This is a genomic window from Flavobacterium faecale (assembly GCF_003076455.1).
Taxonomy (GTDB): Bacteria; Bacteroidota; Bacteroidia; order Flavobacteriales; family Flavobacteriaceae; genus Flavobacterium; species Flavobacterium faecale.
In genome coordinates, this window is sequence record NZ_CP020918.1 from 265,154 (window position 1) to 290,442 (window position 25,289).

The 25,289-nt window shown below is 35.2% G+C and carries 17 protein-coding genes; 15 read left to right on the forward strand and 2 right to left on the reverse strand.

Annotated features, from left to right (window positions below; all coding sequences use genetic code 11):
* The first annotated feature begins 42 nt into the window (after positions 1 to 42).
* From FFWV33_RS01250 to FFWV33_RS01300, 11 genes are all read left to right on the forward strand, one after another.
* Positions 43 to 2,454: a DUF5916 domain-containing protein gene (locus tag FFWV33_RS01250; protein ID WP_108739212.1), complete on the forward strand. Its 2,412-nt coding sequence runs from the start codon at positions 43 to 45 to the stop codon at positions 2,452 to 2,454.
* 184 nt (positions 2,455 to 2,638) lie between these two features.
* Positions 2,639 to 4,156, forward strand: coding sequence for a 2,3-bisphosphoglycerate-independent phosphoglycerate mutase (gene gpmI / locus FFWV33_RS01255; protein ID WP_108739213.1), 1,518 nt, complete (start codon positions 2,639 to 2,641; stop codon positions 4,154 to 4,156).
* Between the two features lie 152 nt (positions 4,157 to 4,308).
* Complete coding sequence (locus FFWV33_RS01260; RefSeq protein ID WP_108739214.1) at positions 4,309 to 5,757, forward strand: IS1182 family transposase; 1,449 nt, start codon at positions 4,309 to 4,311, stop codon at positions 5,755 to 5,757.
* A 283-nt stretch (positions 5,758 to 6,040) separates the two neighbouring features.
* Positions 6,041 to 6,718 (forward strand): TetR/AcrR family transcriptional regulator, encoded by a 678-nt coding sequence (locus FFWV33_RS01265; RefSeq protein WP_108739215.1) that lies wholly within the window; start codon positions 6,041 to 6,043, stop codon positions 6,716 to 6,718.
* A 10-nt stretch (positions 6,719 to 6,728) separates the two neighbouring features.
* The gene (locus tag FFWV33_RS01270; RefSeq protein ID WP_108739216.1) at positions 6,729 to 8,387 is read left to right on the forward strand and encodes a peptidase domain-containing ABC transporter; all 1,659 of its coding nucleotides are present in this window, start codon (positions 6,729 to 6,731) and stop codon (positions 8,385 to 8,387) included.
* Positions 8,388 to 8,391: 4 nt separating this feature from the next.
* Complete coding sequence (locus tag FFWV33_RS01275) at positions 8,392 to 9,747, forward strand: HlyD family secretion protein (RefSeq protein ID WP_108739217.1); 1,356 nt, start codon at positions 8,392 to 8,394, stop codon at positions 9,745 to 9,747.
* Complete coding sequence (locus FFWV33_RS01280) at positions 9,747 to 11,153, forward strand: TolC family protein (protein WP_108739218.1); 1,407 nt, start codon at positions 9,747 to 9,749, stop codon at positions 11,151 to 11,153. The genes FFWV33_RS01275 and FFWV33_RS01280 overlap by 1 nt, the downstream gene beginning before the upstream one ends.
* Before the next feature lie 42 nt (positions 11,154 to 11,195).
* A complete protein-coding gene (gene map / locus FFWV33_RS01285; RefSeq protein ID WP_108739219.1) occupies positions 11,196 to 12,014 on the forward strand; it encodes a type I methionyl aminopeptidase in 819 nt (272 codons plus the stop codon).
* Positions 12,015 to 12,372: 358 nt separating this feature from the next.
* A complete protein-coding gene (locus tag FFWV33_RS01290; protein WP_108739220.1) occupies positions 12,373 to 12,747 on the forward strand; it encodes a GxxExxY protein in 375 nt (124 codons plus the stop codon).
* A gap of 74 nt (positions 12,748 to 12,821) precedes the next feature.
* Positions 12,822 to 13,586, forward strand: a complete 765-nt coding sequence (locus tag FFWV33_RS01295) for a class I SAM-dependent methyltransferase (RefSeq protein ID WP_108739221.1) — start codon at positions 12,822 to 12,824, stop codon at positions 13,584 to 13,586.
* Between the two features lie 124 nt (positions 13,587 to 13,710).
* Entirely contained in the window at positions 13,711 to 16,617 is a 2,907-nt protein-coding gene (locus FFWV33_RS01300; protein WP_108739222.1) for a DEAD/DEAH box helicase, read from the forward strand.
* Positions 16,618 to 16,783: 166 nt separating this feature from the next.
* Here the strand turns inward: FFWV33_RS01300 and FFWV33_RS01305 are convergent, their stop codons facing one another.
* On the reverse strand, positions 16,784 to 19,597 hold the full coding sequence (locus tag FFWV33_RS01305; RefSeq protein WP_108739223.1) for a M16 family metallopeptidase: 2,814 nt from the start codon (positions 19,595 to 19,597) through the stop codon (positions 16,784 to 16,786).
* Positions 19,598 to 19,767: 170 nt separating this feature from the next.
* Here FFWV33_RS01305 and FFWV33_RS01310 point away from each other — a divergent pair, with 170 nt between their 5' ends.
* From FFWV33_RS01310 to pruA, 3 genes are all read left to right on the forward strand, one after another.
* Entirely contained in the window at positions 19,768 to 21,018 is a 1,251-nt protein-coding gene (locus FFWV33_RS01310; protein WP_108739224.1) for a type IX secretion system plug protein, read from the forward strand.
* Positions 21,019 to 21,099: 81 nt separating this feature from the next.
* Positions 21,100 to 21,486 (forward strand): Co2+/Mg2+ efflux protein ApaG, encoded by a 387-nt coding sequence (apaG, locus tag FFWV33_RS01315; RefSeq protein ID WP_108739225.1) that lies wholly within the window; start codon positions 21,100 to 21,102, stop codon positions 21,484 to 21,486.
* 148 nt (positions 21,487 to 21,634) lie between these two features.
* Positions 21,635 to 23,263: an L-glutamate gamma-semialdehyde dehydrogenase gene (gene pruA, locus FFWV33_RS01320; protein WP_108739226.1), complete on the forward strand. Its 1,629-nt coding sequence runs from the start codon at positions 21,635 to 21,637 to the stop codon at positions 23,261 to 23,263.
* 186 nt (positions 23,264 to 23,449) lie between these two features.
* On the opposite strand, the gene rsmG is transcribed toward pruA, so the two are convergent.
* Positions 23,450 to 24,079, reverse strand: coding sequence for a 16S rRNA (guanine(527)-N(7))-methyltransferase RsmG (rsmG, locus tag FFWV33_RS01325; RefSeq protein ID WP_108739227.1), 630 nt, complete (start codon positions 24,077 to 24,079; stop codon positions 23,450 to 23,452).
* A gap of 111 nt (positions 24,080 to 24,190) precedes the next feature.
* Here rsmG and FFWV33_RS01330 point away from each other — a divergent pair, with 111 nt between their 5' ends.
* Positions 24,191 to 25,288 carry a fatty acid desaturase family protein gene (locus FFWV33_RS01330; protein ID WP_108739228.1) on the forward strand — a complete coding sequence of 366 codons (1,098 nt, stop codon included), beginning with the start codon at positions 24,191 to 24,193 and terminating at the stop codon, positions 25,286 to 25,288.
* Position 25,289: the final 1 nt, after the last annotated feature.

The following is a 25,289-nucleotide window of genomic DNA, read 5'->3' on the forward strand; positions in this document are numbered from 1 at the left end:
TTGTTAAAATTATGTTATTTTGGCATAATTATAAAGTACAGCATGACAAAATACCCCTACCTACTATTATTTTTTTACCTACTCATCCCTACCGAAACCTATAGTCAAAAAAAGACTTTGCTTTCGCAGAAAAAAGACAGCAAAACAATATATGATAGTGATACCACATCAATAGAACGCTATAAAAACCCATATATTGCAACTGATTTTGTAATGTTTGAGCCCGATAACGGGAAAGCGATTCCAAATGAAAAAAGGACAGAGGTAAAAGTTGACCATGATAATGTTGCGCTGTACATCACAGCTAAAATATATGACAATGAGCCAACTAAAATTTTAAAGGAAATTACCACCAGAGATATTTTTGGTGCCTCTGATCATTTTGCGGTATACATTAACGGTTTTAACGATGGACAGCAAGATTATCGCTTTTACGTGAGTGCTGCAGGTGTACAAATGGACTGTATTGCCACAAAAGACGAAGAAGATTTTACTTGGGACGCCATTTGGCACAGCAAAGTCAAAATGACCGATTACGGCTGGAGTGTTGAAATGAAAATACCTTATGCTGCTATTCGGTTTTCTAACGTAAAAAACAAAACGTGGGGATTGAACTTCATGCGAGAAATAAAACGAAATGTACAAAAGTACACTTGGAACTATATTGATACAAAAATAGAAAACCCCATTACACAAAACGGTCTTCTTGAAGGCATTAACGAAATCACACCTCCTACCCGTTTGTTCTTTATTCCGTATACTTCTGCCTACTATCAAGAGGACCGCATTGCTTCTGACAGAACCTTTAAGGCAGGTTTGGATATAAAGTACGGTATCAATGATGCTTTTACTTTGGATGCTATCCTAGTGCCTGATTTTGGTCAGACAAAATTTGATAATGCCATCTTAAACCTTACGCCATTCGAACAAACTCTTACCGAAAACAGACCCTTTTTTACAGAAGGAACAAATCTTTTCTCTAACGGAAATTTATTTTATTCCCGAAGAATTGGCGGAAGTCCGATTACAGATTACTATACCCTAGAAGAGCAAATTGGTGCTACCGAAGAAATTAGCAATTACCCAACCACCGTAAACTTAATTAACGCAGTTAAGGTTTCTGGTCGAACAAAAAGCGGATTAGGAATTGGTGTTTTGAACGCTATCACCAAAAAGACAGATGCAACAATACATGACGTTGCAACAGACAGTTACCGAGAAGAAATGGTACAGCCTTTGACAAATTACAACATTATCTCTCTAGACCAACGTTTTAGACAAAACTCCTCCATCTCTTTAATCAATACTAATACGATACGTAACGGAAATTATAGAGATGCCAACGTCTCTAGTTTATTATTCGATTTAAACACAAAATCGAACTCCTATAACTTATTCGGAAATTACAACTTCAGTACCGTAAAAGATGTAGAAGATTACAATGGTTATCAATCAGCCTTGGGATTTGCCAAAACATCTGGCCGCTATAGATATAAGATATCGGGAGACTATTATTCGAAAAACTACGACACTAACGACCTTTCGCAACTTTTTTATAGCAACTACACCTCCCTTAACTTGCAAGGAAGTTATCGAATAGTAAATCCAACGAAAATATTTAATTCATTTAAAGCTTATCAATATGTGAACTATGAATTCGAAAATACGACTCACAAAAAGCAATTATCTATCTATACGACATTGTTAAAAGCATCCACTTTACAAAATGATGCTTTTGAATTTTATTTTCAGGTAAGCCCAGAGACTACATACGATTTTTATGAACCACGAGTAGCTGGAAGATATGTTGCAGTACCAGGATATGTAAATACAGTTTTCAATTTTACCTCCAACCCAAACAGACCTTTTTCATACGTTATTCAGCCGTCCATCACCAATTTTTCTGAAACTGATCGTTTAGTGTACGACCTTTACCTTTCGGCGAAATACATTATCAATCCAAAATTGTCCTTTTCGCTTATATCAGAAATACAAACAAAGAAAAATGACAAAGGTTTTGCCACCATCGATAATGATGATATCCTTTTTGGAAAAAGATCTAGAACCTTTTTGCAAAACGATTTAGCTGGAAAGTATGCAATTACCAATAGAATGTCACTTAATTTGACCGCACGTTATTATTGGTCTTTCTCAGATATTCATCAGTTTCAAACCTTACAAAGTGACGGAAGTTTAATTGACAATACTACGTACACAACCAACAAAAACAGAAACTTTAATTCTTGGAATTTTGACCTTGCCTATTCTTGGTGGTTTGCTCCTGGAAGTGAAATATCCGTTTTGTACCGCAATTATGTGCAGCTAAGCAATAATGGAGTCGAAGTGGAAAAGAAATTAAACAAAAACTTCACCAATGTATTTGATGGTAATTTAACGAATATCATATCCATACGATTACGTTATTTTATAGATTATAATTCATTAGTCAAATAAGTTAAATATCAGCCATTTTATTACTTTCGAAAAAGAACAAACTCTTTCAAAGCTTTACAGAAGGCTCGAAAGAGTTTTTTTTTATAACTAATTCTATCGTTCCTAAGTTATAAATAATCACAGAACTCCCCTACTACCATTTTAAAATTTTTATCTTTGTGTAAAACTTGACAAACTAGAAAAAATGAACAAAAAAGTAATCTTAATGATCTTAGACGGTTGGGGAAAATCACCTGATCCAAAAGTTTCTGCAATTGACAATGCTAATGTGCCTTACATTAATAATTTGTACAAAAACTACCCAAGCGCTCAATTGAGAACCGACGGCTTACATGTTGGATTACCTGAAGGACAAATGGGAAACAGCGAAGTAGGACATATGAACCTTGGAGCTGGTAGAATTGTTTACCAAGATTTAGCCAAAATCAATTTGGCGGTTGCCAATAAAACATTAGCAAAGGAACAAGTATTGAAAGATGCTTTTCAATATGCGAAAGACAACAATAAAAAAGTACACTTTTTAGGACTAGTATCTGATGGTGGTGTTCACTCTCATACGTCACATTTACGCGGATTGATTGACGCGACACAAGACTACGGACTTGAAAAAGTTTTCATACATGCCTTTACAGATGGTCGTGATGTTGACCCAAAATCGGGTGTAAAATACATTCAGGATTTGCAAAACTACATTGCTCCAACGACAGTTAAAATTGCGTCTATCATCGGTAGATATTATGCAATGGACAGAGATAAACGTTGGGAAAGAGTAAAATTAGCATACGATTTGGTAGTGAACGGTTTTGGCGCAAAAGCTGCGAACCCAGTAACAGCTGTAGAAGTTAGCTATCAAAATGACATTACAGATGAGTTTATAGCTCCTGTTGTTATGGTTGATGCTAACAACCAACCATTAGCAAAAATCGAAGAAGATGATGTGGTTATCTTTTTCAACTTTAGAACTGATAGAGGTCGCGAATTGACTGAAGCACTTTCGCAAAAAGACTTTCACGAGCAAAACATGCACAAGTTGAACTTGTACTATGTTACGTTGACCAATTATGATGAAACGTACCAGAACGTAAAAGTAGTTTACAACAAAGACAACATCACAGAAACATTGGGTGAAGTTTTGGAGAAAGCAGGCAAGAAACAAATTAGAATTGCTGAAACTGAAAAATATCCACACGTAACTTTCTTCTTTTCTGGAGGTCGCGAAGAGCCTTTTATTGGCGAAAGCAGAATCTTAAAAAATTCACCAAAAGTAGCAACCTACGATTTGCAACCAGAAATGAGTGCAAATGAATTAACAGATGCTTTGGTTCCTGAAATTGAAAAAGGAGACGTAGATTTTGTATGTCTAAACTTTGCCAATGGAGACATGGTAGGACATACTGGAATTATGGCTGCTGCAATTCAAGCTTGTGAAGCAGTTGACAATTGTGTCGAAAGAGTAATCAATGCTGCTATTGCAAACGATTATACAGTACTTGTAATTGCCGATCACGGAAATTGTGAAACAATGATCAACCCTGACGGTAGTCCAAACACCGCTCACACTACAAATCCTGTCCCTTTTATCTTGGTTGATAAAGAAATCAAAAAAGTACATGATGGTGTCCTTGGTGATATTGCTCCAACAATACTTGACTTAATGGGAGTTGAAAAACCGGCAGTAATGACGCAACATTCACTTTTATAATCCATTATAAAATCAATAAAAAAGTAAAGCTACCTTAATCGGAGGGCACTGAAAAAGTCTTTCTAATAAATTGACACATAAAAAGGAGTAGATATCTATGGATTTCTACTCCTTTTTTCTTATATTTAAATCTAATTATAAGTGTTTTTTAGATGTTAGTACAACAACAAACAATACAATTCAGCGAGTATTCTTCGTTGTATGATTTAATAGTTCCAAAAGAAAATCTATTAAGAAAAATTAATGATTTGATTGATTTTTCATTCATTTACGATGAGTTGTTAAATAAGTACTGTCCCAATAATGGGCGAATGGCAGAAAGTCCCGTTCGTATGTTTAAGTATTTACTACTTAAAACAATCTATACTGTTTCCGATATTGATGTCGTGGAGCGTTCTCAATACGATATGTCCTTCAAATATTTTTTGGATATGAATCCAGAAGACGATGTTATCAATCCGAGTTCGTTAACAAAATTTAGAAAACTACGTCTAAAGGATACCGACCTATTAAATCTGTTGATAAACAAAACAGTCACCATTGCTATCGAAAAAGGTATTATTCGTTCGAAGTCTATCATCGTTGATGCCACACATACTTTATCAAGATCCAATCCATTTTTAGCCATCGATGTATTGAGAGAACGTTCCAAGCTACTGCGAAAAACAGTATACAGCTTTGAGCAGGAATTCAAAGAACATATGCCTGAAAAAAATACAGACAATGACTTAGAGAAGGAACTTGCTTATTGTAAAGAGTTGGAAAAACGCATTGAAAATGAGCCGTCAATAAGTTCGATTCCAGCTGTGAAAGAGAAATTAAATCTACTCAAAGAAACTGTAGAAGACACTCAAGAAAATTTTACCTTATCAAAAGATGCAGATGCTAAAACGGGTCATAAATCTGCTGATAGTTCTTTCTTTGGATATAAGACTCACTTAGCTATGACCGAGGAGCGCATCATTACAGCGGCTGTAGTCACATCAGGTGAAAAAGGGGATGGACCAGAATTACCTAGACTTTTAGCGATTAGTCAAAAAAACGGAATTGATGTTGATACTATTATTGGGGATGGAGCTTATACAGGAAAAGAAAATCTCAAACTCACAAGGGAGCAAAATATTAAAGTGGTAGCCAGACTAAATGTTACAATAGCACAAGGAGCTAGAAAAGACGAAGATAAATTTGACTATAATAAAGATGCCGATAGATTTGTTTGCACTGCTGGTCATATGGCCATACGAAAGGCTCGCCAAGGTAAAAAAAATGTTGGAACCAATCAAATACAAACCTACTATTTTGATGTGGAAAAATGTAAGACCTGCTCTTTAAAAGAGGGTTGTTATAAAGAAGGATCCAAGACAAAAACATATTCGGTGTCGATAAAATCGGACTTACACCAAGAACAAATCAGCTTTCAAGAAACTGACTATTACAAAGAAAAAGCAAAACATCGATATAAAATAGAAGCGAAAAATAGTGAGTTGAAAAATGTACATGGTTATGATAGAGCAATATCATATGGCATTACCAATATGCAAATGCAAGGTGCAATAGCAATTTTCGCAGTCAACTTAAAAAGAATACTCAAATTAATGTAGAAAAATGAAAGCTACTGCTGCATTACTCAAAATGACTCTAGCTAAACTCAAAATAGCCTTATTGAACCAACATTAAAAATCAAGATTAAAAAGGAAAACGCTTGCAACGGATTATATAACTCCTGTTACAAGCGTTTTTTTATTGTCTAAAAAACGATGATAATCAAAATATGCGATGTTTTTCAGTGCCCTCCTTAATCGGGTAGCTTTTTTTATTTAAAAAAAGGTTAAAATTTTCAAAATCGATAGTATTACTATTATATTTGTGCAAACAACTTTCAACATGCACTCAATAGTATCCAATATTTCGATTAAGGTAAACGAAAAAATCTACGTCAAAGATCCTGAAACCTCAGCACTAGGAAAAAAAATTCTGCAAGAAAGCATCTTTCTTATTGACGAAATTGGCTTCGATGCTTTTACATTTAAAAAATTAGGTGAAAAGATAGGGTCAAATGAAAGTTCGATTTACCGTTATTTCGAAAACAAACATAAGCTATTGGTTTACTTGTGCTCTTGGTATTGGAGTTGGATCGAATATCGTATGGTTTTTAATATGATCAATATTGATGATCCCTATGAACGATTAAAAAGGGCCATTACCGTAGTTACTGAGCGATCAGAAGAAGACCTGTCGATACCACACATAAATGAAGCCGTACTGAACAAAATCATCATTTCTGAATTCACAAAAACATTACACACAAAGGAAATTGATGACGAAAATAGAGAAGGCTTTTTCTTGATTTATAAAAGTGTAATCAATCATATTGTTCAATTAATTATCGAAATCAATCCTGACTATCCTTACCCAAAAAGTTTAGCATCATCAGTTATAGAAGGGGCATTGCATCAATATTTTTTACAAGATCATTTAAAAACCATTACCAATTGTAATGAAAACATATCCCCTACCGACTTTTACCTAAATCTTATTACCTTAACTCTGCAAAAACAATAAAAAGCTACTTATGAAACCATTAGAACGTTTTTACAACTTACTCGAATTAGACAAGAAAGATGTCTATCAATTGTTTTTTTATGGTATCCTATCTGGAGTAATTAGTTTATCACTACCTCTAGGAATCCAAGCTATTACTAACTTCATTCAATCTGGTCGCGCTAGTGCTTCTTGGATTGTGCTGATCATCATGGTCGTTTTTGGAGTTGCGTTGGTCGGTATATTGTCTTTCATGCAATTGCGTATCATGGAGAATCTACAACAAAAAATATTTATCCGTTCATCGTTTGAATTTTCGGTTCGTTTACCTAAAATAAAATTTGAAGAATATTATAACAGTTACGCACCAGAACTTGCTAATCGTTTTTTTGATACTCTAACAATACAAAAAGGAACTGCAAAGCTACTTATCGGATTTTCAGCGGCCATATTGCAAATTATTTTCGGAATTATACTATTGTCGTTGTACCACAATTATTTCATTATTTTCGGAATCATGTTAATGATTTTGCTGTACTTTATATTTAAATTCTCCTATAATTCCGGCTTAGATACAAGTATGAAGGAGTCAAAATACAAGTACAAGGTAGCTGGATGGCTGCAAGAATTGGCACGAAACAATTACACTTTTCGCAATCAAATGCATCATGATTTTGCTTTATCAAAAAATGATGCATTAGTATCTGAATATTTACTTTATCGAGAGAAACATTTCTCTGTAATCAAAACTCAATTTACACAGCTAGTACTTTTCAAAATTATCATAACAGCTAGCTTATTGTCCATTGGAGGTTACTTAGTACTTTCGCAAGAAATGAATATTGGTCAGTTTGTAGCTGCAGAAATCATTATATTATTAGTAATTACTTCGGTAGAAAAAATAGTTCTAGGACTAGAAACATTTTACGACGTATTAACAGCTGTGGAAAAAATTGGACAAGTTACTGATCTAGCATTAGAAGAAGAGTTTCCGGTTGATTATAACAATTGCTACACCTCCATCGCACTAGACGTGGAAAAATTAAGTTTCAAATTCCCTGACTCCAAAACAAAGATTCTTGATACTATATCGTTAAAAATAGAACAAGGAGAACGCATTTTTATTGATGGAGAAAATGGATCAGGAAAAACAACATTAATTCGTATTCTATCAGGCTTAATGCAGCCTACACATGGTGCTATTTATATAAATGATGACAGTTTTACCAAAATAAATCTTAATCAATACCGATCACAAATTGAAAGTATAATTTATAACGAAACCCCTTTTGAAGGTACAGTTATCGAAAACATTACGTTCAAAAGCCAACATATCAAAGAGGAGAACTTAAAATGGGCTATTGAGGGCACAAAACTATCTGATTTTGTAAAATCGTTACCACAAGGACTTCTTACTCCGATTTTTCCTGAGGGAAAACAACTATCGTCTTCAAATGCTCAAAAATTACTTTTAGCACGAAGTATTATAAGCAAACCAAAGATATTATTTTATGAAGACCCAACTGATACTATGGATGACAAAGTAGCCAATGAAATCATCGATTTTATAACTGCAAAAGAAAACAACTGGACAATCATAGTTTCTTCTAAAAACCCCTACTGGAAAACCAAATGCAATCGAGAAATCACCATGCAAAACGGAAAAATTCTTTTAGACCAAAAAAAATAACAGCATGCTAAACATCTCCGACAATAACAAACATGCCATGGCGCATCTTGACCGCTACAAAACAATAACAGGTCTAAAAACAAGACCGCATTACAAAATATTAAATCGAATAATTACTGTTGTTTCGCTTATAGCGTTAGTGACTTTATTCCTTCCGTGGACACAAAACATTTCAGGAAAAGGAGCCGTGACTACATTGAAGCCCAACCAAAGACCTCAATCGATTCAAAGTGTTATTTCGGGTCGAATAGAAAAATGGTATGTACAAGAGGGTGACTTTGTAAAAAAGGGAGACACCATCTTGTTTATATCTGAAATCAAAGAAGATTACATGGATCCAAATTTGGTCGAAAACACCAAAAATCAATTGGATGCAAAAAGCCATGCTTTGGATTCCTACAATTCCAAATATGGGGCTTTGGCCAATCAAATTGTTTCTATTCAGACTGAGAAAGGATTAAAACTAGTTCAAGCGAAAAATAAATTGAAGCAAGCGCAATTCAAAATTAAAAGTGATTCGATTGACTTGGTAGCCGTAAAAACACAACTTAAAATCGCCAACACACAGTTTAATAGAGCCGTTCAATTAAACAGCGAAGGTCTAAAAGCACTTACCGATGTTGAGGAAAAGCGTTTAAAACAACAAGAAGTTGAAGCGAAAATAATCACGCAGGAGAATAAACTTTTGACCACCAAAAATGAATATATCAATGCGCAGGTAGAACTTAACCGTATTGAAGCTGAGTATAGCGAAAAAGTTGCCAAAGCAGAAAGTGATCAGTTTACCGCTAGAAGCAATCAATTTGACACTGAAGCTCAGGTAAACAAATTAAAAAATCAATATGCAAATTATAGCATTCGTAACGGAATGTACTATATCAAAGCGGCCCAAAACGGCTACATTAATCGTGCTTTGCAAGCCGGAATTGGTGAAACTATCAAAGAAGGCACACCTATCGCTACCATCATGCCATCTGACTATGATGTAGCTGTGGAAACTTTTGTAAATCCTCTAGATTTACCGTTGATTAGCACAGGTGATAAAGTAAGAATCTGGTTTGACGGATGGCCAACAATTGTTTTCTCGGGATGGCCAGACATGTCATACGGAACCTTTGGAGGAAAAATTGTTGCTGTAGAAAAATTCATTAGCGACAACGGAAAATTCAGAGTTTTGATTGCACCAGATGTAGACGAAGACCCATGGCCAAAACAATTGAGTATGGGATCGGGTGCGCAAACTATTGCGTTGCTAAACACCGTTCCTGTATGGTTTGAACTTTGGAGAACTATGAACGGTTTCCCTCCAGATTATTATGAAGCACCCACTAAATCATCAAAATCTAAAGAGAAAAAATAATGAAATACGCCATTCTTTTTTTACTCCTTTGTGTCTGGAATACCCAAGCACAAACACCAGCCGACGAGACAGCAGAAGCCCAAATGGAATTCACTTTCAATGAATATTTGGGTTATGTAAAAAAGTTTCATCCTTTGGTGAAAACTGCAAATTTGGAAATCAACAAAGCACAAGCCAATTTGATGGCTGCTCGTGGCGCTTTCGATCCAAAACTAGGTGTCGATTTTGACAAAAAACAATACAAAGGCACCGAATATTATTCAGTTCTAAACAGCAGTTTCAAAATTCCGACTTGGTACGGAATCGAAATCAAAGCTGGTTTTGATCAAAACGACGGTTATTATTTAAACCCACAAAACACCGTGCCTACTACGGGACTAGCTTCACTTGGAATATCAGTACCTATTGGTCAAGGTTTGTTCATAAATCAAAGAATGGCCGATTTGCGAAAAGCTAAAATGCAAATCAAATTGAGCCAAGCTGAAAGAAAATTACAAGCAGTTGCTGTACTTTATGATGCCTCAGTAGCCTACTTTAATTGGAAAAAAAACTATGAAGAGTTTCAAATGTACACGCAATACAACACCAATGCAACTACACGATACAAAGCCGTTCAAAGCTTAATCGTGCAAGGGGACAAACGTGCGATTGACAGCATAGAAGCTGGAATAAGTCTAAAAAGCAGAAGGTTGAGTTTAGAAAATTCGAGATTAAAACTATTGAAATCCAAATTGGAATTGTCCAACTATATGTGGTTAGACAATTCAATTCCAATGGAACTGACCGATGCGCTTTTCCCTGAACAAGGAATCGAGAACACAATTCAGGAAACACTAAAAACCAATGATTTATTGGCACAGGAATTCACAATTGATAACCACCCAAAAATCAATGCATTAGAAAGCAAAATCGATATGCTAGAAGTAGACAGAAAGTTAAAAGCAAATATGCTATTACCAAAAATCGATTTGTCCTACTCCTACTTATCAGAACCACAATATATTGATAGCTACAAATTTGAAAACTACAAAGTAGGGGTCAATTTTGCTTATCCAATATTTTTACGAAAAGAAAGAGGAGGCTTGAAATTGGCAGAATTCAAAATTCAAGAAACGACCAACAGCCTAAACTTGGAACGATTACAACTTTCGAATAAGATAAAAGCTCAGAAAGAAGTCATTTACTCTTTGAACAAACAACATTTCATGGCTAATGATTTGGTTAACAATTACAAAACGATGCTAACCTCAGAGGAGCGCTTGTTTACATTTGGCGAAAGTTCACTTTTTTTGATCAACAGTCGTGAGAGTAGTTTGATTACTGCACAATTGAACGCAATCGCTTTGCGAAACGAGTATTGCATCTCTAACTCTGAACTATATAAAATCTTGGCAAATCCTGATTAAATCAATAAAAATTGTACTTTTGCCAATTCAAAAATTAGAACTATGATTATCGTAAAATCACGTGAAGAAATAGAATTAATGCGCGAAAGTGCTCTTATTGTTTCCAAAACTTTAGGAATGTTGGCTGCTGAGGTAAAAGAAGGCGTAACTACTTTGCACCTTGACAAACTAGCCGAAACCTTCATTCGTGATCATGGAGCAGAACCAAGTTTTCTTGGACTATACGGTTTCCCGAATTCGTTATGCATGAGCCCAAACGCTCAGGTAGTACACGGAATCCCAAATAATACCCCGTTGGTTAGTGGTGATATTATCTCAATCGATTGTGGTGCTTTCAAAAATGGCTACCATGGTGACCACGCTTACACGTTTGAAGTGGGAGAAGTAGCTCCAGAAACTAAAAAATTATTACAAGTTACCAAAGAGTCATTATATGTAGGTATCCGTGAATTCAAAGCCGGAAACCGCGTGGAAGATGTGGGTAACGCTATCCAAAAATATACTGAAAGTTTCGGTTACGGCGTAGTTCGTGAGTTGGTAGGACACGGTTTAGGGCAAAAAATGCACGAAGATCCAGAAATGCCAAACTACGGAAAACGTGGTCGCGGAAAATTGTTTGTCGAAGGAATGGTAATCGCTCTAGAGCCAATGATCAACCAAGGAACACGTAACATCAAACAACTAAAAGACGGTTGGACAATCCTTACTGCAGACGGAAAACCATCAGCTCATTTCGAACACGATATCGCCCTTGTAGACGGAAAACCAGAGTTACTTTCTACATTTGCCTATGTGTACCAAGCTTTGGGGATCGTGAGTAACGAGGAAGATGAGTTTAGAGAAGTACCATTGGTTCTTTAGACACGAATTGCACTAATTAACACAAATTCTATACGGTAAAAATTGCACGAACTAGAAGATAGTGATTTTAATTTTGACACGAATTGCACAGATTAGCACAAATTCTATACGGTGAAAATTGCACGAACTAAAAGATAATGATTGTTATTTTGACACGAATTACACAGATTAGCACAAATTCTATACGGTGAAAATTGCACGAACTAGAAGATAGTGATTTTAATTTTGACACGAATTGCACAGATTAGCACAAATTCTAAACTGTAAAAAATTGCGCAAAATAGAAAACCGTGATTGTCATTTAGACATGAACTTGCACTAAGATTTAAGGTAAAAATTTCACTAATATCCTTTAAATATGGAAGCTATTTATTTAAAAGAAGAGTCCTATAAAATAGTTGGAATTTGCATGGAAGTTCATCGAATTCTAGGTAAAGGTCATAGTGAAGTCGTTTACAAAGATGCTTTAGAATATGAATTTAAACTAAATGCTATCCCATTTGAAAGAGAAAAAGCATTTGAAATTGAATACAAAGAAATTATTTTACCTAGAAAATACGTCGCCGATTTTGTTGTTTACAATGAAATAATATTTGAAGTTAAAGCAATTTCTCAATTAACAAATAGCGATACTAGACAAACATTAAATTATCTAGCTTCATCCAAAAACAAATTAGGCCTTCTAGTCAATTTTGGAGAAGATAGCCTGAAATACAAACGAATTATTTTATAAACTAAAATTAGTGAAATTCCTTTAGCCCAATCAATTAGTGCTAATTCGTGAACTTCGTGTCAAAATAGTAACCCATGAAATCTGTGTTTAAACTTATACTTAATACCATTCCTCGCCCCTTACTTATTCGTTTGAGTTATGTGGCGCGCCCTATAATTGCTTTTACTTTGAAGGGAGATAAATTTACTGATCCTATTGATGGGAAAAGTTTCAAATCGATGTTGCCTTATGGGTACGAGACGCAGCGCAATAATGTGCTTTCGCCAAGTACTTTGTCATTGGAGAGACACCGATTGTTATGGTTGTATTTAAATGATCAGACCGAGTTTTTTACAGCACCACTCAAAGTATTGCATTTTGCTCCAGAGCAAGCTTTTTATAAGATGTTTCGAAATCAAAAAAATTTAGAGTATACCACAACTGATTTATTTTCGCCATTGGCAGATGTGAAGGCGGATATCTGTGATTTGCCATTTGAGAACAATCAGTATGATGTTATTTTGTGTAATCACGTTTTGGAACACATTCCGGACGATACCAAAGCCATGCAGGAACTTTACCGTGTATTAAAACCGGGTGGAATGGCGATTTTACAAATTCCGCAAGATTTGAAACGTGCCGTAACTTTTGCAGACGATACCATTACCGATCAAAAAGAACGCGCAAAAATATTTGGTCAATACGATCATGTGCGTATTTATGGTCGTGACTATTTTGACAAATTGCGTTCGATTGGATTTACAGTTATCGAAGAAGATTACACCAATAAAATAGCACCCGAATTGGTTGAGAAATATTGTTTAGCCAAAGGCGAAATTATTCCTGTGTGCTTTAAATAAGTAAAACAAAAACTATAAAATTTCCATTTAAGGGATTAAGATAATTGAGTCGCATGCTTAATTTCCTTAATCCCTTACTAGTGAAAAACGGTTACCTCTAATCGTTAAAAACCAAATTATAATTGTGACAACAGTAGCAAAACACCCTTTTTGTTTTGATTTGAGTTGGGATGTAAAAAGTAATTTTTACGTTCCGACAGTTTATGTCGTTTCCGAAGGTCTACCGATTGGCTATTTGGACAAAAAAGCCAGTCCTGAAGTTTTAAAAAGTTACGGAATCGAAATAAACTCCTTATCGAAAGAGGCACAAAGAGCACTTTCTATTTGTGAAAAATTAACTAGTGAAGCAGTAGCTAAAAAATTCAATACCGGAAAAACCAAAAAAAGCATTGAAGACCTTCGAAAGGATACAAAACTTGCGACGGGAATTCAGTTGTATCAAGAAATACAATTAGCCGAATTTTTAAAACTAGTGAACACTCACTCTTTTCCGATCTGTTTTGCGTTAAACAAGGACAAAGATTTTCAAAAAAGTGCTATTTCGACCCAAAATAAAGCATTAGAAGCTAAAATTCATTTTCTAAAAACAGAAAAAGGCATTACCTACACCCTTCAATTGGCAGAAGAAGAACAGGTTTTTTATCCTTCTGAAAAGAAAATAGACATTATTCTGAATGAGCCAGCTTGGTTGGTGCTTGACGATAAATTGGTAACGCTAAATGCCATTGACGCTAAAAAGATAAAACCGTTTTTGACAAAAAAAACAATAGATATTCCTGCTCGAACGGTGACCGAATATTTTCAAAAATTCATCAAAGATATTGTCAAAAAAGTAGATGTTACTGCTGATGGTTTTGAAATATTACAACGCAATGTTATACACAGCTGTCAACTAGAAACGGTACACGATTTCTTTAAAAAATGCTATTATCTGAATCTAAAATTCGACTACAATGGCTATTTGTTTGATGGTTCGAAAAGCAAAAATAGCCATTCTGAAATTGATTTAGACGATCCAGAACAAATCAAAGTCATTCAATACAAACGTAATACTGAAAGCGAAGGCACTTTCGAACAAAAACTACTCCATTTAGGTTTTAATAAAACAGATAATGGCTTTTTCACCCTTTCGCTACAAACAGAAAATAGTACACCACACGACGCAATACAGTGGGTTATAGAAAACAAAGAACAATTGCAATCTTTGGGCTTTGCGTTGAACACTTTTTCATTGGAAGGAAAAAAAATTCAAACTAACAAACCTGAAATAACTTTTTCGAATGCGATTCAGAACGATTGGTTTGACATTAAAATCACGATTCGTTGCGGTGCATTTAGTTTTAATTTTAGCGAAATTATTCCGAATCTAAAACAGCAAAATCAAGTATACATTTTACCCGATGGCAGTTGTTTTTTAATTCCGAAAGAATGGATGATGCACTACGCACCTTTGGCCAAACTTGCCAAGGTAATTGACAATACGTTACAATTACCCAAAAGTAATTTTGCGATTTTGAATACCATTCCCGAATTGCAATTGGACACAAAACCAATACTAACAGCGGAATTTGTGATTTCGCCATTGGTCAAAGCAACTTTGAGACCCTACCAAACGGAAGGCGTAAAATGGTTGTTGGAACATTATCAAAACGGTATGGGCGCCTGTTTGGCCGATGACATGGGATTGGGGAAAACACTCCAAACCTTAACTACATTGGTATCGGTACAAGAGCAACTCGAAAACCAACAAAGGGAAGCCGAGCAATTGGATTTATTTGGTAATGTGATTCCGCAAGCTAAAGAATATTTGAAGGTTTTGGTAGTTCTTCCTTCCTCATTGGTATTCAATTGGTATAACGAGGCACGAAAATTCACCCCGCACTTGCGTCGCATACAATATGTAGGTAATGAACGGAAGTTGATTGCCAAGAAACTAGCGCGTTACGATTTGGTTTTTACTAGTTACGCAATTGCTTCTCGAGATGTTGCTATTTTAGAAAAGTATCAATTTCGTTTTTTAATTTTAGACGAAAGTCAATATATTAAAAACAAAAACTCTAAAATTTTTAAGGCGATTAACCAAATCAAAGCTGATAATAGGATCTCACTAAGCGGTACTCCTATCGAAAATTCGTTGGATGATTTATGGTCTCAAATGGAGTTCATCAACCCTGCTATTTTGGGCAGTCATACCTTTTTTGTTCAAAATTATAAAATCCCGATTGAGAAGAATCAAGACGAAACCGTTCTGGCAGAACTTAAAACCTTGATTAGTCCGTTCATTTTAAGGCGAACTAAAGAACAAGTTTTGGATGACCTACCCGAATTGACTGAACAGATTTACTACTGCGACATGGAAAAAGAGCAGGAGAAATTATACGAAGAAGAAAAATCTAAGGCACGCAACGCACTTCTACGCACAGACGGGACTAAGGCTGACAAAATTAATATCATCAACACCTTGATGCGATTGCGACAGTTGAGCAACCATCCTAAAATGATTGACGCCAAATCAGATCTGGATTCTGGTAAATTTAATGCCGTAACCGATTATTTGACGACTTTAATTCAGTCCAAACAGAAGACGATTGTGTTTAGCTCGTTTGTTTCGAATTTAGGATTTTATAAAGAGTGGTGCATCGCCAACAAAATTAAATTTTGCGAGCTAACGGGTGCTACCGATCAAAAAGATCGTGAAATTGCTGTAAACCGCTTCCAGGAGCAAGAGGATATTTTGGTCTTTTTCATTTCGCTTAAAGCAGGTGGCGTTGGCCTGAATATCACCAAAGCATCCTATGTTTTATTTCTAGATCCTTGGTGGAATCCTTTTGCTGAAAAGCAGGGAATTGGTCGTGCACATCGCATTGGTCAATTGAACAAAGTGAACGTCATTCGATTTATATCCAAAAATACGGTTGAGGAGAAAATCATTCGATTACAAGAAACCAAAAAACTACTTTCTGATTCATTGTTAGATGATAATAGTATGAGTCCGGATATTGAGGCCAATTTGAGTTATATTTTAGAATAAATTTATCGCTAAGACGCAAAGTCATTAAGCTTTGTTTTACGCAATACTTTTGTTCTAAAGGCATACTGCCTGTACATTTTTACAGTCAGACGACATTACTAAATAGCAAAAAAAATGCCCGCTAAAAATAGTTTAGCGGGCATCTTTGTTTTAAATTGTAATCTAATTATTTTTGTACCTCAGGCATTAACATCGCAATTACTTTATCTTTTGTTAGATATTTTTTAGCAACAGCTTGAATATCCTTAGCAGTAACTTTATTAAGCGCTTCTTCTACTTGAAAAATCTTATTTGGACTTTTTCCGTCAATATACGATTGTGTAAAATTGCTTAACCAAAAGTTATTATCTTTAATATCCTTTTTGTATTCCAATAATTCGGCTTGCTTGAATTTGGCCACATCTTTTTCGTCTGGACCATTATCAATGATTTTTTGTAATTCTTTCAATGCAGAAGCTGTTAACTTCTCAGCATTTTCAGGACCACAAGGGAAATTAATACTAAAATTGAAAGAACCATTAGGAACTTTATTCATGCTACCTCTTGCTCCAATACCATAAACACCACTTTCGTTTTCTCTTAATTCTTCAATTAATTTAATCGTTAAAACTTCGGCTAACGCGTTTATTGTCAAAGCTTCTTTATCAGAATAAATAGCATCTCCGTAAAACATAATTGAAACAGTGCTTTTAGGATCTGTTCCTTTATTGATTACTTTTTTCAGATCACCTTTTAGCGATCTATATCCAAGATCTTTTACAACATCTTTTTTATCCGTAGACGGCAATGATGCAATGTACTTAGCAGCATATTCCTCCATAACTTTATCATCTACATTACCTACAAAAAAGAATTCAAAATCTCCCGCATTGGCAAAACGCTCTTTGTACTTTTTATAAGCTAAAGCATAATCTGTTTGTGCCCATGTTTTATCTGTTGGAACAATTCCGATAAATCTAGGATCTTCTTTCTTTAAAAATGCGTAGAGTTCTTGTTGGAAATAAAACGAAGGTCGTGAAGCCATATTTTTGTAAAAAGCAGATTGCTTTTGTTTGAAACCTTCAAAAGCTTCTTGATCCATATTTAAATCGGTGAAATAAGCATAGGTACTTTGGAATAAATATTCTAAATCCTTTGGAGTAGCACTACCCTTGAGTCCTTCGGTAATAGTACCAATATAAGGAGTAACCGAAGCTATTTTACCCGACATGAATTTATTAATATCATTCAATTTCAAACCTGAAAAACCTGCTTCAGCCAAAGCACCATTTGCAAATTGGGTTTTGATAATTTCTTCGTTAGAATAGGTATTAGTACCTCCGAAACTAACCGCATCCATCAAAATTTCGTCATTCTTGAAGTCAGTTTTTTTATACTTCACTTTTGCACCATTCGAAAGAAACAAAGTCGTTAATCCTAAGCTTGTATCTGTTTCTTTCTTCACGATCGTGCCCGGTTTCACTTCTGTACGAAGTAAGCTAGCAACTGCTTTTGAATCGGTATAAGGTGTGATTTCATCAGCACTAATTTTCAATGCATCTAACACTTCTTTTTCTGTCACTTTTACCAATCCTTCTTTTTCTGGACCAGTTATAATAACCACTCTATTGTCTTCTTTTACTAAGTCCTTCATGAATGTAGCAACATCAGCCAACGTAACAGAAGGCAATAATTGTTTTGTAGTTATATATTCCCATTCGATTCCTGGCGAAGGCTCCTGCTCTAAAAACTGAGCTTGATATTGACTTACAAATTTTTCCGATTCTGTTTTATCACGATCATTATATTGCTTCTCGTATTGAGCAAGAACTTCAGATTTGGCTCTTTCTAATTCTCCTTCGGTAAATCCAAACTTTTTAGCACGTTCATTTTCAATTGCCAAAACTTTGATCGCCGCTAACTGATTCTCCTCTGAAACAACCGCGAAAGATTGATACGCTTCTTTGGTTCGTGCATACGTTCCTCCATGAAAAGAGTAACCATAAGTAAAAGGTGGCGTAGCCGAATTAATTAATTCTTGTATTCTATTGTTTATCATAGTAGCAAATAAACTTTCGGTTAAATTCTCTCTATAATCACCAATAGTTACCATTTTTTTTGGCGTTCCGTAATCTTTATACATTAATTGAACCATAGTATAAGGTGATTCTTTATCACTTTCTACTGCTACTAATGTTTCTTTATGATTGGGTACGTCAAATATTTTTCTTTCCTTCTCATTTGCTGGATTTTTATACTTAGAGAAATGATCTTTCACTTTTTTCTCCATCGCATCGACATCGATATCACCTACCACAATTACACTAATCAAATCTGGGCGGTACCAATCTTTGTAAAAGTTTACAATTTTATCGTATTTGAATGTTTCTAAAATCTCTTTTTCTCCAATTGGTAAACGATCTGCATAATGACTTTTGTACATCATTTTAGGCAAGTAACGGCCCATCATTCTTTTATCGGCACCAAGACCCAATCTATATTCTTCTAACACTACTCCTCTTTCCTTTTCGATTTCTGCTGGAGTCAAATCGGCATTAAAAGCCCAATCTTCAATGATATTAAATCCGTTTTCTAATTTTTCTGGACTGTCAGATGGGATAGGTAAAAAATAAACCGTTTCGTCAAAACTTGTGTAGGCATTCAAATGCTGTCCAAATTTCACTCCAATACTTTGGAGGTAATCCACTAATTTATTTTTAGGAAAGCGCTTTGTTCCATTAAAGTTCATGTGTTCCATGAAATGCGCTAAACCTTTTTGATCATCATTTTCAAGAATAGATCCTGCATTCACCACAAGTCGCAAGTCTACTTTGTTTTCTGGTTTGGCATTTTTCTTGATGTAATAGGTTAATCCATTGGACAAAACACCAGTTTTGAAAGATGGATCAGTAGGGATTTTTTTAGAAAGATCCATATCTTGCGCAAAGACTGCTGAAGAACACAATATAAGTCCGAGAGTAACTCTAGAAAATTGTTTCATAAATGTTATTTTAGTTTCAATAAAGGTATTGATTAAAATCAAAAAAAATAATTTTTGTAAGACTATTTTAACACATTTCTTACATTTAGTAATTATTCAATACTACTGTACGTATTCAAACACCAATTATAAATTAGTATATTTAGCTTTTTTTTAAAAACAATGTTTCCATGAAAAGAATAACTACTTTTTTCCTATTATTTACCATCCAATTCTTATTCTCTCAAGTAGAGTCGGAAATTACGCCGCCATACAACATCAAAACGGTTTCGTTTGTTCAAAACAGTACCAACATGGTTCCGATTTTTGAATTAGGGTCAGGGTTTCAATTTCAATTTGATGACCTGTACGGCAACAGTGCTGATTATTTTTATGAAATTGTACATTGCGATTATAATTGGAATCCGTCTCCTATTCCGAAAATTGAATATTTGGGTGGCATTGACAATCAGCGCATTCAAACAGTCACTAACTCCTTCAATACATTACAAATCTACTCGCATTTTGCTTTGTCGATTCCAAATCAATATACAACCCAAATTAAGTTAAGCGGAAACTATATTTTGAGGATCATGAATGAAAGTAGGGAACTTCTCTTTAGCAGACGTTTTATCTTGTATGAAGATTTAGCTACCATTCCAATGCAGGTTAAACGTGCCCGTACGATAAAAAACCTGACCTTCAAACACAACATGGATTTCTCCATTTCGTCAAACACCATCACGTTTCAAAACCCAATTAAAAACGTGAGAGTTTCAATTTTTCAAAATGGTAACTTTAATATGGCCATCAAAAATATCGTTCCACAATATACGATGGGTAACAATTTGATTTATAAGTACGATACCGAGACACAGTTTTGGGCTGGCAATGAATTTTTATATTTCGAAAATAAAAACATTCGTTTTCCTGCCAATTTTATTGCAAAAGTGGACAGCAGTACCGACATCTATAGCACCTATTTATTTCCTCATCAAGCGAGAGCAAATGCTCCTTATACATTTTACCAAGATGTCAATGGGAATTTTGTGGTTTTGAATGCCAATGCTGAGAATAACGAAATCGAAGCTGATTATTCTTGGATATACTTTACACTTTCTGCACCATCTTTCTACCAGAAAAAAAACGTTTATGTTGTTGGAATGTTTAACAATTACAACCTTGGAGCCGAGTCCAAAATGGATTATAACGAGAAGAAGGGTGTCTATGAAAAAGCAATGTTAATCAAGCAAGGCTTTACAAATTACAAATATGTCGTAGCCGATAGCGAAGGTGTAATTGACAATGAAAACAGCATTGATGGTAATTTCTACCAAACTGAAAATGAATATACTATCCTTGCCTATTATCGAGACAATACTGGACGATACGATCGTGTAATCGGGAAAGGATCGGCCGTATCTACAAATGTGGTTAATTAAAAAATAACAATTTAAAGACGGCTTAGTAAATCCTTTTTTTGTATTTTTGTTTAGTATAACACAACTACTTATTAGTTTATCATGGTTACTCAAATTACAAGAGGTATAAAAATTTCAGTTTTGACTAGTTTTGAAGGCACGTACTTCAAAAACTACAAGATTCATTTTGCCTTTAGTTACGAGGTTATGATAGAAAATCATAGTAAAGATTCAGTACAACTTACATCACGTCACTGGGAAATTTTTGATTCACTAAAGGAATTAGAAATAGTTGACGGAGAAGGAGTCGTTGGCAAAAAACCCGTTTTAAAACCGGGCGAGCAACACACTTACAGCTCAGGATGTTTACTTGCCTCTCCTTATGGCGCCATGAAAGGTCATTTTAATATGATCAACTTCAGTAATGCAAAAAATTTCAAAGTATACATTCCGACATTCCGATTGTGTGCTCCTTTTGCATTAAATTAAGTAAAATCCCCTTTTTACCCGTTATTCTTTAGCCAAATCTAGTTTAGATGTAAAAATATCTATGTATTTTTGTGTGTGATTTTTACTTTTTTGTTATAAAATGAGTAAAAATACTTTCTAATTCTAAATACAAATAAACAATAACACCATGCTAAAAGGATTTTTCAAGACACCAAAAGCTGTTAACGAACCCGTAAAAACGTATGCTCCAAATTCACCAGAAAAAAAAGCAGTACTAGAAGCTTATTCGAAAATGTGGAATACTAAAATTGACGTTCCGTTGTACATCGGAAGCGAAGAGATTAGAACTGGGAACACCAAAAACATGACCGCTCCGCACGATCACAAGCATGTTGTAGGTACGTACCACCTTGCTGAGAAATCTCATGTAGAGAAAGCTATTGCAAACGCATTAGCATCTAGAACAGCATGGGCAAATATGGCATGGGAACAAAGAGCAGCTATATTTTTGAAAGCAGCTGAATTAATTGCAGGCCCCTACAGAGCAAGAATCAATGCAGCGACAATGATCGCACAATCAAAAAATATTCACCAAGCAGAAATTGATGCTTCCTGCGAGTTAATTGACTTTTTACGTTTTAACGTAGAGTTCATGACTCAAATATATGCTGACCAACCTTCGTCTTCATCTGATATGTGGAACCGCTTGGAATACCGTCCTCTTGAAGGATTTGTATATGCGATCACTCCTTTTAACTTTACAGCAATTGCTGCCAACTTGCCAGCGAGTGCTGCTATGATGGGTAACGTTGTGGTATGGAAACCAAGTGATAGCCAAGTATTCTCGGCTCAAATCATTATCGAAGTTTTCAAAGAAGCTGGAGTTCCTGATGGCGTTATCAACGTAGTTTTTGGAGACGCTTTAATGGTAACTGATACCGTTTTGGCAAGCCGTGACTTCGCAGGATTACACTTTACAGGATCAACTCATGTATTTAAGGATATCTGGGCAAAAATAGGAACTAACATTCACCACTATAAAACATACCCAAGAATCGTAGGAGAAACTGGAGGAAAAGATTTTATCATCGCACACTCAAGCGCTAACCCAAAACAAGTTTCTACAGGAATTGTACGTGGAGCATTCGAATTTCAAGGTCAAAAGTGTTCAGCAGCTTCAAGAGCTTACGTACCACAAAGTATGTGGCCAGCGGTAAAAGAGCAAATCATCACTGATGTAAAATCAATGAAAATGGGATCTCCCGAAGATTTTAGCAATTTTATTACTGCAGTAATTCACGAAGGTTCTTTTGACAAACTAGCGAGCTTTATTGACCAAGCCAAAAAAGATACTGACGCTGAAATCATCGTTGGAGGGAACTATGACAAATCAGTTGGATACTTTATCGAGCCAACGGTTATTGTTACTACAAACCCGCATTACTCAACAATGGAAACCGAATTATTCGGACCTGTGATGACTATTTTCGTTTATGAAGATGCAAAATGGGAAGAGACGCTTGAATTAGTAGATTCAACTTCTGAGTATGCATTAACAGGAGCTGTTTTCAGTACCGATCGTTACGCAATTGAAGTAGCTACTGTAAAATTACAAAACGCTGCAGGTAACTTCTATATCAATGATAAACCAACAGGTGCCGTAGTAGGACAACAACCCTTTGGTGGAGCAAGAGCTTCAGGAACAAATGACAAAGCAGGTTCACCTTTGAACTTATTGCGTTGGGCATCACCTAGAACAATCAAAGAGACTTTTGTAACTCCAGTAGATTACAGATACCCGTTTTTGGGAGAATAGTCCCTCGAGGGCGTACCCCCTAGCCCCCTGAAGGGGGAGAAAAAAAAGAGCCCACAAGATTTCAATTTTGAAATCTTGTGGGCTTTTATAATTATAGATTTAAAAAAAAGAAATAAAAATCAATCTTCAACCGATATTCTCGGTCGCTATTTAAACTTTTAAACAATCAAACCTTTAAACTTTTTTCTATACCACAAACTTTAACGGTAAGTGTACTACTTTTTTTGTTTCGAAAAATTCATCTTCAAAAATCGTAGCTAAATCATACTCTGTAGCCTTAGGGAAATCCTTCAATTCTTCGGTTAGATCACCTCCTTTTAGATATAAGATTCCGTTTTTCAATGCGTGTTTGTGCTGTTTTTTGATTTTAGTTTTTACCCACGAAACAAAATCCGGCATATTGGTAACGGCGCGGCTAACAATAAAATCAAAATCACCTTTTACATTTTCGGCTCTTATTTGCTCTGCTTTAACATTCTTCAATCCCAAAGCATCAGAAACTCCTTGTACTACTTTTATTTTTTTGGCGATTACATCAATCAAATAAAAACGAGTCTCTGGAAATAAAATCGCTAACGGAATTCCAGGAAAACCTCCACCTGTACCTACGTCCAAAACATACGTACCTGGTTCAAACTTCATGATTTTTGCAATTCCCAACGAATGCAAAATATGTTTGGTGTATAGTGAATCAATATCTTTTCGTGAAATCACATTGATTTTTTCGTTCCAATCATGGTATAAAAAATCCAATCTTTCAAATTGTTCTTTCTGAATTTCCGTCAAATCTGGAAAATACTTCAAAATCTCGTCCATTGTCTAATTTTTTAACAAAAGTAACACTTTTAAATCTTAAAATTTAGCCGAATTTCGCAAATAGAAATTTTTAATAATTACCTTTGCAAACTATTAGAACCTAAACTATTTATGAATTTGACTCCTCCAACTTTTCCAAGACAAGATGCTTTAAAATTTTTTAAAATTTTAAATTCTCGTGTAAACGAATATTTCAGGGAAAACAACATTAAGAAAACGGGGAACTGGAAATTGTATATCAAAACAGCTATTATGTTTTCGTTACTTTTCATTCCATACTTCGTACTTCTTTTTTTACCAACCATGCCATTTGGCATCCATTTACTCCTAAGTTTTGTCATGGGTGTAGGTATGGCAGGCGTAGGTATGAACGTGATGCACGATGGTAATCACGGCTCTTATTCGACCAAACCATGGATCAACAAAATAATGGGAGGTAGTATCTACATTCTAGCTGGAAACGTTTACAATTGGCAAGTACAACACAATGTTTTACACCACACCTATACCAACATACCTGGACATGATGAAGATCTTGAAGCAGGACGAATCATTCGATTCACCAAACATGCCAAATGGTATAGTTTTCATAGATTTCAACAATATTATGCTTTGTTTGCTTACGGCTTATTAACCATCAACTGGTGCCTAACAACCGATTTCAAGCAAATGGGCGCTTACCTAAAAAGAAAATTATCTTACGGTGGACCAGCAAATCCAAAAAAATTATGGACTGGATTAGTCATTTCTAAAATTGTATATTTCTCCTTTTGGTTAGTGGTTCCAATGTTGTTACTTACTTGGTGGAAAGTTTTAATTGGCTTTTTCATCATGCATTATACCGCAGGATTAATTTTGAGCATGGTCTTTCAATTGGCGCATGTGGTGGAAGAAACAGATAATCCAACACCAAATGAGTTGAACGAAATGGAAAACACTTGGGCAATACACCAATTGTACACCACAACCAATTTCGCACCAAAAAGCTGGCTACTTAACTATTATACAGGAGGGCTTAATCACCAAATTGAGCACCATTTGTACCCACACATTAGCCATATCCATTACGGAAAAATTGCTCAGTTTGTCAAACAAACGGCAAGCGAATGCAACCTTCCCTATTTCGAATATAAAACCATGTTTAGCGCTGTGGCAGCCCACATGAAACATTTGAGAGATTTAGGAATGCAACCAGAAATTACGCAATAAA

Coding starts and splice junctions, on each gene's coding strand:
- FFWV33_RS01290 (WP_108739220.1), top strand. CDS start 12,373: ATGGAAGCTATTTATTTAAAAGAAGAGTCCTATAAAATAGTTGGAATT.
- FFWV33_RS01310 (WP_108739224.1), top strand. CDS start 19,768: ATGAAAAGAATAACTACTTTTTTCCTATTATTTACCATCCAATTCTTA.
- FFWV33_RS01295 (WP_108739221.1), top strand. CDS start 12,822: ATGAAATCTGTGTTTAAACTTATACTTAATACCATTCCTCGCCCCTTA.
- FFWV33_RS01330 (WP_108739228.1), top strand. CDS start 24,191: ATGAATTTGACTCCTCCAACTTTTCCAAGACAAGATGCTTTAAAATTT.
- gpmI (WP_108739213.1), top strand. CDS start 2,639: ATGAACAAAAAAGTAATCTTAATGATCTTAGACGGTTGGGGAAAATCA.
- FFWV33_RS01265 (WP_108739215.1), top strand. CDS start 6,041: ATGCACTCAATAGTATCCAATATTTCGATTAAGGTAAACGAAAAAATC.
- pruA (WP_108739226.1), top strand. CDS start 21,635: ATGCTAAAAGGATTTTTCAAGACACCAAAAGCTGTTAACGAACCCGTA.
- FFWV33_RS01270 (WP_108739216.1), top strand. CDS start 6,729: ATGAAACCATTAGAACGTTTTTACAACTTACTCGAATTAGACAAGAAA.
- FFWV33_RS01280 (WP_108739218.1), top strand. CDS start 9,747: ATGAAATACGCCATTCTTTTTTTACTCCTTTGTGTCTGGAATACCCAA.
- apaG (WP_108739225.1), top strand. CDS start 21,100: ATGGTTACTCAAATTACAAGAGGTATAAAAATTTCAGTTTTGACTAGT.
- rsmG (WP_108739227.1), bottom strand. CDS start 24,079: ATGGACGAGATTTTGAAGTATTTTCCAGATTTGACGGAAATTCAGAAA.
- FFWV33_RS01305 (WP_108739223.1), bottom strand. CDS start 19,597: ATGAAACAATTTTCTAGAGTTACTCTCGGACTTATATTGTGTTCTTCA.
- FFWV33_RS01260 (WP_108739214.1), top strand. CDS start 4,309: ATGTTAGTACAACAACAAACAATACAATTCAGCGAGTATTCTTCGTTG.
- FFWV33_RS01275 (WP_108739217.1), top strand. CDS start 8,392: ATGCTAAACATCTCCGACAATAACAAACATGCCATGGCGCATCTTGAC.
- map (WP_108739219.1), top strand. CDS start 11,196: ATGATTATCGTAAAATCACGTGAAGAAATAGAATTAATGCGCGAAAGT.
- FFWV33_RS01250 (WP_108739212.1), top strand. CDS start 43: ATGACAAAATACCCCTACCTACTATTATTTTTTTACCTACTCATCCCT.